Below are 14,442 nucleotides of genomic sequence, written 5' to 3'. Positions count from 1 at the left end.
ATGGAGACGGCAAGGATGCTGAGATAACAAAGCCGTCTCAAACAGCCGCTTAATTGTTAAAGAATAAGAAATCTGAATTTTGTTCAGAAAAACTGGTATGGTTAACCTGTTGATAAATACTGGGTACGCTGTATTGGTGGTTCACGCTTGCAAAAAAAGTAGACTAAATACTGTATTATAATCAATAATGATTATATTTGTTTCTGTAAAAGAAAAAGATTATGGATACAACGGTGAAAATAGCGGATAGTTATATAAATTTATTGTCTTCGTTTAGCGATGAGATAAAGTTGCGTGTCATTCGTAAGCTTTCAGAGAGCCTTTTGAGGGGTAAAAAGAAAGAGACATCCATACAAGATTCGTTTGGCGCTTGGGATGATGACAAAAGTGCAGAAGAGATTATTGCTGAAATTAATAAAGCACGTGTTTTGGGAACGCGATCTATTGAATCTTTTGACGAATGAGGCGTTATCTTTTAGATACCAACATATGTATCTTCTATATGAAAGGGAAATTTCATTTAAATGAGAAGATTGATGATAAAATGAAGCGATATTGCTTTATTTCTGAAATTACTATTGCCGAACTTCTATATGGAGCTACTTGCTCAAATCGAAAGGATAAAATGTTGAAAGAGGTAGAATCTTTTATCTCGCAGTTTACAGTTTTACCAATTTACGGTTCTTTGCTTATGTTCGCTGAACTAAAAAGCACATTGAGATCTCAAGGACTTTTAATAGATGATTTTGATTTGTTGATTGGAGCTTCTGCCGTAGCAAATGATTTGATTTTAGTTACAGAAAATGTAAAGCACCTAGAACGTATTCCTCATCTTAAAATAGAGAATTGGATTGATAGAGCGAAGATTTAATTGATAATCTATTCATTTAATTAAAGTTACTTCATGATAGGAAAGATATAATGGAGCAAGTAGCTATTGCCGCTCGAGAAAGTTCACTTAGAGTGGAGATGGAACTGAAACGAAGAATGCAGGAAGTGAGAGAAAAACTGAAGATATATAGATCGAACGAATCTAAATAGTGATTTGTAATGAAAGAGAAACGCCCTACACTTTGTATTGTTGCTGGTCCTAATGGATCAGGAAAAACTTCTACTACTGAACAATTATAATTATGCCCCCGTCTTTCTTTCCCTTAGGGAGGATGAGAGAGACGGGGGCTTTTTTATGCTTCTAAACATGGAATGATAATTGGCTGGGATTTGGATAATTGCTAACTTGTCGGCGCTGAATCCGTGAAATTCCTTGCAGATTGTAAGCACCTACTAAATCATTCACGTTATGGAAATACATCTTGATAACTATTTGCCGGAATATCCTTCCTTCGTTTCCGGTATTCGCCGTGCTCCCGATCGCGGCTATTCGCTTACGCCCGCTCAAACAGAAACGGCATTGATGAACGCGCTTCGTTACATCCCTGTTGAATTACATGAGAAGCTAGCTCCTGAGTTCATGGAGGAATTATTGACCCGGGGACGGATCTATGGTTATCGTTACCGTCCGCAGGGAGACTTGAAAGCGAAGCCTATCTCTGAATATAAAGGTAAATGTATCGAGGGAAAGGCCTTTCAAGTAATGATCGATAATAACCTTTGCTTTGATATCGCTTTGTACCCTTATGAGTTAGTTACGTATGGCGAGACTGGGCAGGTCTGCCAGAATTGGATGCAATATCGTTTGATTAAGAAGTATTTGGAGGAGCTGACCGAGGAGCAGACCTTGGTGATCGAATCCGGGCATCCTCTGGGATTGTTTCATTCCAAGCCGGATGCCCCACGGGTGATTATCACGAACTCCATGATGGTGGGAATGTTCGATAACCAAAAGGATTGGCATATCGCCGCCCAGATGGGAGTCGCTAATTATGGACAGATGACGGCCGGAGGTTGGATGTATATTGGCCCGCAAGGTATCGTACACGGTACGTTTAATACATTGTTGAATGCCGGACGTAAGAAATTAGGGATTCCACAAGATAAGGATTTGCGAGGCTATCTGTTTGTATCTTCCGGTTTAGGAGGAATGAGTGGCGCTCAACCTAAAGCCGCTGTGATCGCCGGTGCTGCCAGTATAATCGCCGAGGTAGACGCTTCCCGTATCGAGACACGCCGATGCCAAGGATGGGTTCAGCATGTGACGGATGATATAGGGAAGGCTTTCTCCTTAGCCGACGAGGCGATTCGTAAGAAAGAACCGATCTCTATCGCTTTTCATGGCAATATCGTGGATTTATTGGAATATGCCGATAAACAGGGGCTTTCCATCGACCTTTTGAGTGATCAGACCTCGTGTCATGCGGTCTATGAAGGTGGTTATTGTCCGGTAGGCGTGACGTTTGAGGAACGTACGGAATTATTGGCTCATCACCGGGAAGACTTTTGTGCTTTGGTCGATAAAACGTTGAAGAGACATTTCGAGGTGATCAAACGTCTGGTTGCCCGGGGTACCTATTTCTTTGACTATGGGAACTCCTTCATGAAAGCGATCTATGATGCCGGTGTACATGAGATTTCCCGTAACGGTGTGGACGAGAAAGATGGTTTTATATGGCCTTCTTATGTGGAAGATATCATGGGGCCGGAATTATTTGATTATGGGTACGGTCCTTTCCGCTGGGTATGTTTAAGCGGTAAGCCGGAAGATTTGATTCGCACGGATCATGCGGCTATGGCGTGTATCGATCCGACTCGAAGAGGGCAGGATATGGATAATTATAATTGGATACGTGACGCGGAGAAGAACCGTTTGGTGGTGGGTACGCAAGCCCGGATCTTATATCAAGACGCTGAGGGGCGCTTGAAGATCGCCCTTGAGTTTAACCGAATGGTACGTGATGGGGAGGTAGGCCCGATTATGTTGGGACGAGACCATCATGACGTGAGCGGTACGGATTCTCCATTCCGTGAGACCTCTAATATACGGGACGGAAGCAATGTGATGGCTGATATGGCGGTGCAGTGCTTTGCTGGAAATGCCGCCCGGGGTATGAGCTTGGTCGCTCTTCATAATGGTGGAGGGGTTGGTCTCGGTAAGGCGATAAACGGAGGTTTTGGTATGGTTCTCGATGGTAGTGAGCGGGTGGACGAGATACTTCGTTCCGCTATGATATGGGACGTGATGGGGGGTGTCGCCCGTCGCTCATGGGCCCGTAACCCGAATGCGATGCGTACGAGCGCTACTTTCAATGAGAATCGTGGCGAACAGTATCATATTACCCTCCCGTATATCCCGGAGAAAGCGTTTATTCATGAAATCGTACAAACATCATTAAATAAAACGGTATGAGTACTTGGAATAAGATTATGGAATGTGTCCCTAACTTCAGTGAAGGACGGGATCTGGAGAAGATAGATAAGATCGTAGCGCCTTTCCGGGCTAAGACGGGTGTTAAACTGTTGGACTATAGTAATGACGAGGATCACAATCGCTTGGTTGTTACCGTGGTAGGGGAGCCAGTCGCTTTAAAACAAGCCGTATTGGAGGCCATTGGAGTTGCCGTTGAGCTGATTGATTTAAACAAGCATAGCGGTCAACATCCTCGAATGGGGGCCGTAGATGTTGTTCCTTTTATACCGATTCGCGGATGTACGATGGAAGAGGCGATCGCCTTGTCTAAGGAAGTAGGGGAGGAAGTGGGCACTCGTTATGCCGTACCTGTCTTCTTATATGAGAAATCAGCTTCCGCCCCTTATCGGGAGAATCTGGCGGCGATCCGTAAAGGAGAGTTTGAGGGGATGGCTGAGAAAATCCATCAACCGGAGTGGAAACCTGATTTTGGTCCGGCCGAAAGACATCCGACAGCCGGTACGGTCGCCATAGGAGCCCGCATGCCTTTGGTCGCCTATAATGTGAACTTAGGAACGAATCAATTGCATATCGCTACGGATATAGCGAAGAAAATCCGTTTCATCGGCGGAGGTTTACGTTATTGTAAAGCGATGGGGGTTGAGTTGAAGGAACGTGGTATCGTACAGGTCTCTATTAATATGACCGATTATACCCGTACGGCCTTGTACCGGGCCTTCGAGTTAGTTCGTATCGAAGCTCGCAGATATGGTGTTCCGGTGGTGGGGAGCGAGATTATCGGCTTGGTTCCTATGGAGGCGTTGATCGATACGGCCTCTTACTATTTGGGATTAGAGGACTTTTCTATGAATCAAGTATTGGAAGCCCGTATTATGGAATAGCGTATGGAGAATAGCAAGATATTAATCAGGAATGCTGCCCAGATCGTCACTTGCCATGGGGATAAGGCGCGACGGGGAGCGGAGATGTCTGATTTAGGCGTTATCGAGGATGGAGCCGTAGCGATGTCTGATGGGGTTATTACGCATGTAGGACCTACGGAGGAGGTACTTCGAAACATCCATGCGGAGGATTATTTGGAGATTCGGGCGGAGAACCAAGCGGTGTTACCCGGATTTGTAGATAGCCATACGCATTTTATCTTTGGCGGTTATCGGGAGGAGGAGTTCTCTTGGCGATTGCGGGGAGATAGTTATATGTCGATCATGGAGCGTGGTGGAGGTATCGTGAATACGATGAAAGCTACCCGTGAAAGTGATTTCGATACACTATGGGACAGAGGGGAAGAACGTTTGGATGAGTTATTCTCCATGGGTGTTACCACGGTGGAGGGGAAAAGTGGTTATGGTTTGGATTTGCAAACAGAATTAGTTCAGCTTCGTGTCATGTCGGACCTGAATGAGTCTCATCCGATGGATGTCGTATCGACCTTTTTGGGAGCTCATGCTGTTCCTCCTGAATTTGCCGGTCGTACGGACGATTATGTGGATTATATGATCGAGGAAGTTCTTCCTGCCATACGAGCCGAACATACGGTTACGTTTTGTGATGTGTTTTGTGAGAAAGGCGTTTTCTCGTTAGAACAGAGTGAGCGCTTGCTTCGTGCCGCCCGTCATCATCGTTTTAAATTGAAGATGCATGCGGATGAGATCGTTCCTTTCGGAGGGGCGGAACTGGCGGCCTCCTTGAAGTGTGTAAGTGCTGATCATTTGTTACATATATCGGACACAGGCATCAAACGTCTGGCAAGAGCGGGTGTCGTGGCTACCTTACTTCCGCTGACTGCCTTTTCCTTGAATGAGCCGTATGCGCCTGCAAGGAAGATGATAGATGCCGGTTGCGCGGTGGCTTTAGCTTCTGATCTAAATCCGGGAAGTTGTTTCTCCGCCTCGATCCCGATGATGATAGCCTTGGCCTGTATCTATATGAAGATGACCCCTGAAGAAGCGGTAACGGCATTGACCATTAATGGAGCCGCAGCTGTGGGACGTGCCTCCGAGATTGGAAGTATCAGCGTGGGAAAACGTGCGGACGTGATCTTGCTGAAATACCCGTCTTATAAGTTCCTACCTTATCATGTGGGAATGAATCTCGTGGATACCGTAATTAAGGACGGGGAACTTTATATGATGTAAGATAAGAATTGTTGAATCATTTAAATCAAAATACTATGTTAGCAGACTTGACAATTAAAGATTTTTTGGCGGAAACGGCGGGTAGTGCTCCCGTTCCCGGTGGTGGAAGTATATCTGCCTTGAATGGTGCTATAGCGGCAGCTTTGACAGAGATGGTGGCCCATCTGACTGTTGGCAAAAAGAAATATGCGGAAGTGGAAGGACAAATGAAGACGATCGCTACCGAGGCGGCTATGATCCGTGAACGTCTTACTGAATATATCGATAAGGACAGCGAGGCTTATGATCGTGTATTCTCCGCTTTTAAGTTGCCGAAAGAAACGCCTGACGAACAGGTGATCCGTACGAATGCGATACAGAGCGCAACGAAGGAGGCGGCTATTGTTCCGATGAGGGTGGCGGAGGAGATCGGTTCCGTAATGGAGACGATTATCTATGTGGCTCACAAAGGTAATCAGAATGCCGTCACGGATGCTTGCGTGGCGATGATGGCTGCCCGTACTTGTGTATTGGGGGCTTTATTGAATGTCCGAATTAACTTAACGTCCATCCAAGACGAGGTGTTCGTCGGAAAGATGCGGAAGAAAGCGGATGAACTGGAGGCGAACGCTATCCGTGTAGAGCAAAAGTTATTGGATTGGGTGAAGACTAAATTATAGCATATGAGCAATGTCTATTATGTGGGTTCCGAGCCTCTCTCTTTTGAGGGAATCGAACGGATACTTACTCAAAATATGAAGTTGGAGCTTTCACCCGAGGTGAAGGAGCGCATCCAGCGTTGCCGGGATTACTTGGATCATAAGATCGAGCAGCAGGAGGGGCCTTTGTATGGGATTACTACCGGTTTCGGGTCCTTATGTAATAAGAATATCTCTCCGGACGAATTGAGCACCTTGCAAGAGAACTTGGTGAAAAGTCATGCCTGTAGCGTAGGGGATGAGGTAAGTCCGGTGATCGTTCGTTTGATGATGTTATTGAAAGCGCATGCCCTTTCGTTGGGGCATAGTGGCGTACAGGTGATCACCGTACAACGTATTCTGGATTTTTTCAATAATGACGTGCTTCCGATCGTGTATGATCGTGGCTCTTTAGGCGCTTCCGGTGATTTGGCGCCTCTGGCGAATTTGTTCCTGCCTCTGATCGGCGTGGGTGACGTTTATTATAAGGGCCGCAAACGGGAAGCGATCAGCGTATTGGATGAGTTCGCTTGGAAGCCTGTGAAGCTGAAAAGCAAGGAGGGGTTAGCTTTATTGAACGGTACGCAATTTATGAGCGCCAATGGCGTATTCGCCTTGATGCGTGCGTTTAGCCTGTCCAAGAAAGCGGATCTGATCGCCGCTTTATCCTTGGAGGCTTTCGATGGGCGTATCGATCCTTTCATGGATTGTATCCAGCAGATGCGTCCGCATCCCGGACAAATCGAGACCGGGGCCGCTTTTCGACGGCTATTGGAGGGAAGTGAGTTAATCGCCCGGAAAAAGGAACATGTTCAGGACCCGTATTCATTCCGTTGTATCCCTCAAGTGCATGGGGCTACGAAAGACGCTATCAATTATGTGGCGAATGTCCTGCTTACCGAAGTAAATTCCGTGACGGATAACCCGACGATCTTCCCGGAGGAGGATAAGATTATTTCCGGCGGTAATTTCCACGGTCAGCCCTTGGCGATTTCTTATGATTTCTTGGCGATTGCCTTGGCTGAGTTAGGAAATATATCGGAACGTCGTGTCGCTCAATTGATCATGGGTTTGCGGGGATTGCCTGAGTTCTTGGTCGCTAATCCCGGCCTGAACTCCGGTTTCATGATCCCTCAATATGCGGCCGCCAGTATGGTAAGCCAGAATAAGATGTATTGCTATGCGGCGAGCAGCGATTCTATCGTGTCCAGTAATGGGCAAGAGGATCATGTGAGTATGGGAGCGAATGCGGCGACGAAGTTGTTTAAGATCATGGACAATTTGGATCATATCTTGGCGATCGAGTTGATGAATGCGGCACAAGGAATTGAGTTCCGTCGTCCGGCTAGGACTTCTCCGGTATTAGAGAAGTTCTTGAAGGATTACCGGAAAGAGGTGCCATTTATCGATGAGGATATTATTATGTACACGGAAATACATCGTACGGTGGCGTTTATCCGTAGGAAAGACTTTGTATATTAATGAATATCGTTAATAGAGGTTAGAAATCCAGCTGAATTTCCTATTCGGCTGGATTATTTTGTATTTTCGCCGTCAATCTAAACACAATCGATCTACTTTATGCAAAATGTAACAAATCCTACCGTGAAAACACACGTAGTTTGGCTGGATGTCGTACGCTTGATAGCCATGTTTACTGTTGTTTGCTGTCATTGTACAGACCCGTTTAATTTCTATCCCGGAGATTCTCCGATTATTGGAGATATTAAGTTTTGGGGAGCTGCCTATGGGGCTTTTCTTCGTCCTTGTGTACCTCTGTTCGTTATGATTACGGGAGCCTTGTTGCTACCGGTCCGGGAAGAGACTTCTATCTTCTATAAGAAAAGGATCTTGCGGGTGTTCTGGCCTTTCTTGATTTGGTCTGTTATCTATAATTTATTCCCTTGGTTTACGGGACTGCTTGGTTTGAGGCCGGAACTTATTCTTGATTTCTTCCCTTATTCGGGAGAAGAGGTGACTCGTCAATCGTTGAGTGTGTCTTTAGGCTATATCGCCCAGATACCGTTCAATTTCTCATTGTTGGATGTACATATGTGGTATATCTATTTACTGATAGGTTTATATCTTTATTTGCCGATCTTCTCCGCTTGGGTCGAGAAAGTTTCGGATAAGGCGAAATTATGGTTTCTGGCAGGTTGGGGAGTGACTTTGTTTATTCCTTATTATCGGGAATTCGTATCTCCTTACATTTGGGGTGGATGCTCATGGAATGAATTCAGTATGCTTTATTATTTCGCCGGGTTTAACGGTTACTTGCTATTGGGGCATTATCTGCGGAATCATGATTGGTCGTTAGGAAAGATCGTTGGGATAGGCATTCCTATGTTTGTCGTAGGCTATGCCATTACTTTCTTCGGTTTCCGCTATACGACCGCTTTGCCTGCTTACACGGAGGAACAGTTAGAGTTATTCTTCTATTATTGTTCTCCCAATGTGGTGATGATGACGATTCCTATCTTCTTGCTGGCGAAGAAGGTAAATGTTAAGTCGGATACGATTAAGCGAATGTTGGCGAACTTAACCATATGCGGTTTCGGTATCTATATGGTACATTATTTCTTTACGGGACCCAGCGTGCTGTTGGCGAGAGCCTTGAATATCCCTTTGGGTTTACAGATTCCTGCCGCTTCTGTGGTAGCATTCGCTGTATCTTGGCTGATTGTGTTGGGTATCAGAAAGATTTGCGGTAAGAAAGCCAAGTATATTGTGGGCTGAATTTATACGTACGTTCGCATAAGCTGATACGTATATAGGCGTAGGCCCATGCGAGCGTACGTGTAGGACGATACGTATATACGTGCGAGGCCACACGTATATACGTATAAATCATCTTTATTTCTTGGTTACAATCACTCGCTCTGTCGGAGCCAGATGCTCGTTGCGATAGTCTATTTGCTTGACTACATTCTCGGCCAATTCTTGGAATGCCTTACCTGTGATCGAGTCCGGGTTCAACGCTACCGGCTTTCCTTGATCTCCTCCTTCGCAGATACTTTGTACGATAGGAATCTGTCCCAGTAACGGCACGTTCAGTTCTTCAGCTAGGCGTTTACAACCTTCCTTTCCGAATATATAATATTTGTTTTCCGGTAATTCCGCTGGGGTAAACCAAGCCATATTCTCGATTAACCCTAAAACAGGGACATTAACCTTGTCTCCGGTGAACATGCTGATACCCTTACGAGCGTCCGCTAAAGCAACCTCTTGCGGCGTACTTACCACCACGGCTCCGGTTATCGCTAGTGTTTGTACCATTGTCAAATGGATATCACTCGTTCCGGGAGGTAAATCGATTAAGAAATAATCAAGCTCACCCCAGTTGGCGTCGCCGATCAATTGCTTCAATGCGTTGCTAGCCATTGCTCCACGCCATAGGACCGCGTCGTTTTTATTTACGAAGAAGCCGATGGATAACATCTTGACACCATAATTTTCGGCCGGCTTGATCAGTTCCCTGCCCTCTACCTCTTCCATATAAGGGCGAGCCTCTTCTAGGTTGAACATCTTGGGTTGGGACGGCCCGAATATATCGGCATCCAGCAACCCTACCTTATATCCTTGTAAAGCCAGTGCGACAGCCAGATTAGCGGCAACGGTACTTTTACCAACTCCTCCTTTACCGGAAGATACGGCGATAATATTTTTTACTTGCGGTAATAATTTATCCGGTTCCGGGCGAGCTAACTGACGGGCTTTTACCGTGATGTTCCCCTTGATATTCACCTCCGGGCTTACATAGGTTAAGATAGCTGTCTCCGCGGCTTTTACTACGGAGCGGATAAACGGATCATTCGGCTTCTCGAATAATAACGAGAAGGTGACATTCATACCATCGATACGAATGTTGTCTTCTACGAGGCCCATGGAAACGATGTCCTTTCCCGTACCCGGGTAACGAACGTTCTTCAACGCCTCAATAATCAGATTCGGATAGATTGTCATATCTGTTGATTTTTTTAAGTCATTCTTTTATTTACCAGAAGCCAAAGCGCTTCGTTTACTGCGATTAAAGCTACGATAAGGATCTAACTCTATTTCTACGTCAGGTTCCACCAATCGCTCTCTTTCCTCACAAACAAATTTGATGTATTTGATGTTTAAGCCACGATCTAGCCATTGTTGCTCGTAATAGGTCTTGATGGATAAGATCTCATCCGCCAGATTGGAATGATATAGGTCGTCTGTACTGAACAATACGGGATAATGGTTCGTTTTTACCATCTCGCACGTATAGGTATACATGAAGTTACTGTCCGTTTTTAAATGGATAATACCATCTCCGGAAAGGATTTCCCGATACATTTTCATAAAACGGGTTCCGGTCAGACGCTTGTTGACCTTTTTCATTTGAGGGTCTGGAAATGTGATCCAGATCTCGGCTACTTCGCCTGGAGCGAAGAAATAGGAAATCAATTCGATACTCGTACGTAGGAAAGCCACGTTCTTCATCCCGGTTTCCAGCGATTCTTTCGCGCCGGTCCACATACGTGCTCCCTTGATATCGACACCAATAAAATTCTTATTTGGGAAAAGCTTTCCCAAACCTACGGTATATTCCCCTTTTCCACATCCCAATTCCAAAACAATAGGATGGTCGTTCTTGAAAAAACGTTCATGCCACTGTCCTTTCATGTCAAACCCTTTTTCTTGTAGGGCGGCGAAAGGGTATTGGAATACGTGCGGATAGCCCGCCATATCGTCAAACTTAGCTAATTTATTCTTTCCCATGTCGCGAAGATAATACTTAAAAAAATGCTTTTTACGTTTTTTCTACTGTTTTAGATAGGGGTTTTTATACGTTGGCGAGTCTTTTGAACATATAGGCTGTCAGAAGTTTTATTTGAAAGTGGAGTTGTAACGAATAAAAAAGGATATGTTGAGAGTATTTTTTAGACGCCCGATATTTAAGAATCCGAGGTTTGTCGGATTTGTTTGGTTTGCGACGGCCCTTGTCGCTTGCTTATTGAAATTACCTGTGGGAAGGACTTATAATAACTTTATGATTTATAGGGCTTCCTTTTTCCATGCGTTAGAGTTGAAAGACCTTTATATATATTATCCGAATGAATACCACGACCGGTTTTTATACGGGATCCCTTTTACGGCTATAATAGCGCCTTTCTCCCTCTTCTCTCCTTATATCGGGATGTTGCTATGGTGTCTCGCGAATAGCTTGTTGCTTTATATGGCTATCCGTAAACTCGGATTGGCGGATTGGAAACAGGCGTTTGTCATTTGGGTATGCTTGAATGAGTTGTTTACGTGTGTTCTTATGCAGCAATTTAACATAGCCATAGCCGGCATGATTTTATTCTCGTTTATTTTTATTGAGCGGAAACAGGAGTTTTGGGCGGCGCTAATGATCGTCTTGGGTACGATGACTAAGATTTATGGCATTGTCGGTCTTGCTTTCCTGTTATTCTCAAAACGCCGGATCGCCTTTTTGAAAGGACTTATTTTCTGGGGCATAGTCTTGTATGTTCTTCCGATGTTATATACATCTCCTCAATATGTGGCAAGTCAATACGTGAAATGGTATGAGGTACTTCTCGATAAGAATGTAGAGAATTTATTTACCCCTTATACAAATATCTCTTTGTTGGGAATGGTTCGTAAGATATCGGGAGTCAATACGTATAGTGATCTCTGGTTGGTTATCCCCGGGCTACTTTTATTTATTGCTCCTTATTTTAGGATAAATCAATATGATAACAGGCGGTTCCGCATGCATTTTCTTTGCTCTACTCTTTTGTTCATGGTCCTTTTTAGCTCCGGAACAGAGAATAGCGGATATTTGGGAGCCATGATAGCCGTCTGCCTTTGGTATATAGGTACGCCTACCCGTAAGACGACTCCTGGCTTGAATACGGTACTATTCGTTTTCTGTTTTATTCTGACATCCCTTTCCCCTACAGATATATTTCCCTGTTATATCCGGAAAATGTATGTTATTCCTTATGCGTTGAAAGCACTTCCTTGTGTGTTGATCTGGTTTAAGATCGTATGGGAGCAATTGACATTGGATTTTTCAGAGCCGCTTCATCGGCCGAAGACTCTCCCGGGTAAAGAGGAGGCGATCGACCTTATCTTGCCTTGTTATAACCCACAAGAAGGCTGGGAACGTCTGATGATCGAGAAACATGCGGAATTGGTAAAGATGCTTAAAGGCCGCTCATTCCGTTTTATCGTCGTGAATGACGCTTCGAAGAGAGGATTTACGAAGGATGCGGTGGGACGTCTTCTGGAGGCTCTCCCTGATACGATGATCGTAAGTTATGATACGAATAAGGGAAAAGGAGCCGCTGTTAGGGCTGGCTTGTCTCATTCCACCTCATCTATTACTTTATATACGGACTATGATTTCCCGTATGAGACGGATTCTATCTGCCGGATGGTAGAATGGTTGGAATCGGGATATGATGTCGTTATCGCCGTGCGGAATCATACTTATTATACCCATTTAAGTACTCGAAGAAAGATTATGAGTTATGCTTCCCGTATATTGAATTTTACGCTTCTAGGATTAACGCATACGGATGCTCAAGGAGGTTTGAAAGGTTTTAACCAGCGGGGAAAATCGTTCTTGGCCTCAACTCAGGTGAATCGCTTTTTATTTGATACGGAGTTTATTTATAAGGCTTCGCAGGAGTCGGATGTACTTATTAAAGACATGCCCGCTGATTTGCGGGATAACGTTCATCTTCCCAATATGCGTCGTGGAGTCCTTGCGGAAGAATTAAAGAACTTATTTTTAATCGCTTGGAGAGGGTAGGAAGATTACAGGATTGTTAATAACCCTGTTGAAAACCCTGTGAATAACGGAAAAAGAACAAAAGAAAAAAGAGATACCTATTAATAGGTATCTCTCTTTTTGCTCTTCCTCTTGGACTTGAACCAAGGACCCTCTGATTAACAGTCAGATGCTCTAACCAACTGAGCTAAGGAAGAATCAGTTTTTAACTTTTTAATCTCTATATGAAAACTCTTTTCGCTCTTCTTCTTGGACTTGAACCAAGGACCCTCTGATTAACAGTCAGATGCTCTAACCAACTGAGCTAAAGAAGAATGTTTTTCAGTCTTTCCCGATGTCTTTTCGCTCTTCCTCTTGGACTTGAACCAAGGACCCTCTGATTAACAGTCAGATGCTCTAACCAACTGAGCTAAGGAAGAATTTTTTGCTCTTTCAAAGGTTATTCCGTAACCCCTTTCTGAAATTGCACTGCAAAAGTACGGGGTATTTTCGAAATATGCAATATCTTTGCGAAAAAAATTACGAAAAAATGAATACAATAGGTTTAGGAAACGCTTTGGTTGACGTTTTATTGAGGCTTGAAAATGATGATGTCCTATCGGAAATCGGTATACAGAAAGGAGCTATGGATATGATTAACAGGGAACAAATGATCGCTATCCGTACAACTTTAGCTGGCTTGCCACGTACGCAAACCCCGGGAGGATCTGTCTGCAACACGATGCGTTCGATGTCTTCTTTAGGGGCGAATTCCGGTTTTATCGGTAAGATCGGGGATGATTCGATCGGCGGATTTTATGAGGATGCGTTGGAAAAAGCGGGTGTCACTTCCTATTTTATCAAGACGGATGGACTTACAGGTAGCTGTACGGTGATGATTTCTCCGGATGGGGAACGTACGATGGGGACTTTCCTTGGCCCGGCCCCGACAATAACCCCGGATGAGATCACCGAGGAGATGCTAAGTAAATATCAATGTATTTATATAGAAGGTTACTTGCTCGTAAACGAGCCGTTGGTTCGTTCTACGATGGAGAAGGCTAAAAAGTTGGGCTTGAAAGTAGCGCTGGATTTGTCGAACTTCAATATCGTGAATGCTTTTAAAGGAATGCTGGAGGATATCATTCCTAAATATGTGGATATTTTGTTCTCTAATGAGAGTGAGGCTGAGGCTTTTACCGGGCAAAAGGCTGCTGAGGCCGTACATACCTTGTCTGAGTTGGTAGAGGTCTCATTGGTCACTTTGGGAAAGGAAGGTGCCTTGATCGGTAGTCATGGTCAATTTTATTCTGTCCCGGCTGAGGGGGGCAAGCCTGTTGATACGACTGGCGCCGGTGATAACTTCGCCGCCGGATTCTTATACGGTCAATCCATAGGAGCGTCTTTGGTACAATCCGCACGCATCGGATCGATGCTGGCGGGCTATGTGATCGACGTGGTTGGCCCGGAGATTCCGTATGATAAATGGGAACAAATAAAGTTAAAAGTAAAAGGGATATTGGCTTAGGCGGCGTATTATTCCTTACATTTATG

Annotated in this window: 12 protein-coding genes and 3 tRNA genes; 10 read left to right on the top strand and 5 right to left on the bottom strand. The window is 44.7% G+C overall.

Features of this window, described 5'->3' with window-relative positions:
- The first annotated feature begins 221 nt into the window (after nt 1-221).
- The 8 genes from NBH07_RS06530 (at nt 222) to NBH07_RS06495 (ending at nt 8,873) form a co-directional block, all read left to right on the top strand.
- The gene (locus NBH07_RS06530; RefSeq protein ID WP_005859159.1) at nt 222-464 is read left to right on the top strand and encodes a hypothetical protein; all 243 of its coding nucleotides are present in this window, start codon (nt 222-224) and stop codon (nt 462-464) included.
- Nucleotides 461-871 carry a type II toxin-antitoxin system VapC family toxin gene (locus NBH07_RS06525; protein WP_005859157.1) on the top strand — a complete coding sequence of 137 codons (411 nt, stop codon included), beginning with the start codon at nt 461-463 and terminating at the stop codon, nt 869-871. The genes NBH07_RS06530 and NBH07_RS06525 overlap by 4 nt, the downstream gene beginning before the upstream one ends.
- 429 nt (nt 872-1,300) lie before the next feature.
- Nucleotides 1,301-3,304: a urocanate hydratase gene (hutU, locus tag NBH07_RS06520; RefSeq protein ID WP_005859155.1), complete on the top strand. Its 2,004-nt coding sequence runs from the start codon at nt 1,301-1,303 to the stop codon at nt 3,302-3,304.
- Nucleotides 3,301-4,206 (top strand): glutamate formimidoyltransferase, encoded by a 906-nt coding sequence (ftcD, locus tag NBH07_RS06515; protein WP_005859153.1) that lies wholly within the window; start codon nt 3,301-3,303, stop codon nt 4,204-4,206. Before hutU ends, ftcD begins: the two co-directional genes overlap by 4 nt.
- 3 nt (nt 4,207-4,209) lie before the next feature.
- A complete protein-coding gene (gene hutI / locus NBH07_RS06510) occupies nt 4,210-5,460 on the top strand; it encodes an imidazolonepropionase (protein WP_005859151.1) in 1,251 nt (416 codons plus the stop codon).
- 35 nt (nt 5,461-5,495) lie between these two features.
- Nucleotides 5,496-6,119, top strand: a complete 624-nt coding sequence (locus NBH07_RS06505; protein ID WP_005859149.1) for a cyclodeaminase/cyclohydrolase family protein — start codon at nt 5,496-5,498, stop codon at nt 6,117-6,119.
- A gap of 3 nt (nt 6,120-6,122) precedes the next feature.
- Nucleotides 6,123-7,619, top strand: a complete 1,497-nt coding sequence (gene hutH, locus NBH07_RS06500) for a histidine ammonia-lyase (RefSeq protein ID WP_005859147.1) — start codon at nt 6,123-6,125, stop codon at nt 7,617-7,619.
- Nucleotides 7,620-7,718: 99 nt separating this feature from the next.
- The gene (locus NBH07_RS06495; protein WP_008779296.1) at nt 7,719-8,873 is read left to right on the top strand and encodes an acyltransferase; all 1,155 of its coding nucleotides are present in this window, start codon (nt 7,719-7,721) and stop codon (nt 8,871-8,873) included.
- A 117-nt stretch (nt 8,874-8,990) separates the two neighbouring features.
- Here NBH07_RS06495 and NBH07_RS06490 read toward each other — a convergent pair whose 3' ends face one another.
- Nucleotides 8,991-10,100 (bottom strand): Mrp/NBP35 family ATP-binding protein, encoded by a 1,110-nt coding sequence (locus NBH07_RS06490; RefSeq protein WP_005859141.1) that lies wholly within the window; start codon nt 10,098-10,100, stop codon nt 8,991-8,993.
- Between the two features lie 27 nt (nt 10,101-10,127).
- Nucleotides 10,128-10,886: a tRNA (guanosine(46)-N7)-methyltransferase TrmB gene (gene trmB, locus NBH07_RS06485; protein ID WP_005859139.1), complete on the bottom strand. Its 759-nt coding sequence runs from the start codon at nt 10,884-10,886 to the stop codon at nt 10,128-10,130.
- A 145-nt stretch (nt 10,887-11,031) separates the two neighbouring features.
- On the opposite strand from trmB, the gene NBH07_RS06480 reads away from it, so the two are divergent.
- The gene (locus NBH07_RS06480) at nt 11,032-12,930 is read left to right on the top strand and encodes a glycosyltransferase 87 family protein (protein ID WP_009016952.1); all 1,899 of its coding nucleotides are present in this window, start codon (nt 11,032-11,034) and stop codon (nt 12,928-12,930) included.
- A 102-nt stretch (nt 12,931-13,032) separates the two neighbouring features.
- Here NBH07_RS06480 and NBH07_RS06475 read toward each other — a convergent pair.
- The 3 genes from NBH07_RS06475 to NBH07_RS06465 all read right to left on the bottom strand — a co-directional run bounded on the left by NBH07_RS06475 (nt 13,033) and on the right by NBH07_RS06465 (nt 13,328).
- A tRNA-Asn gene (locus NBH07_RS06475) sits at nt 13,033-13,106 on the bottom strand.
- A 43-nt stretch (nt 13,107-13,149) separates the two neighbouring features.
- Nucleotides 13,150-13,223 (bottom strand) — tRNA-Asn (locus tag NBH07_RS06470).
- A 31-nt stretch (nt 13,224-13,254) separates the two neighbouring features.
- A tRNA-Asn gene (locus tag NBH07_RS06465) sits at nt 13,255-13,328 on the bottom strand.
- Between the two features lie 110 nt (nt 13,329-13,438).
- On the opposite strand from NBH07_RS06465, the gene NBH07_RS06460 reads away from it, so the two are divergent.
- Nucleotides 13,439-14,416 carry an adenosine kinase gene (locus NBH07_RS06460; RefSeq protein WP_009016953.1) on the top strand — a complete coding sequence of 326 codons (978 nt, stop codon included), beginning with the start codon at nt 13,439-13,441 and terminating at the stop codon, nt 14,414-14,416.
- Nucleotides 14,417-14,442 lie beyond the last annotated feature (26 nt).

This window comes from Parabacteroides sp. B2-S-102, assembly GCF_023656665.1.
In the GTDB taxonomy this organism is placed as follows: domain Bacteria; phylum Bacteroidota; class Bacteroidia; order Bacteroidales; family Tannerellaceae; genus Parabacteroides; species Parabacteroides distasonis.
Note: the sequence above shows the minus strand (reverse complement) of the source record. Positions and strands in the feature narration are given on the sequence as shown.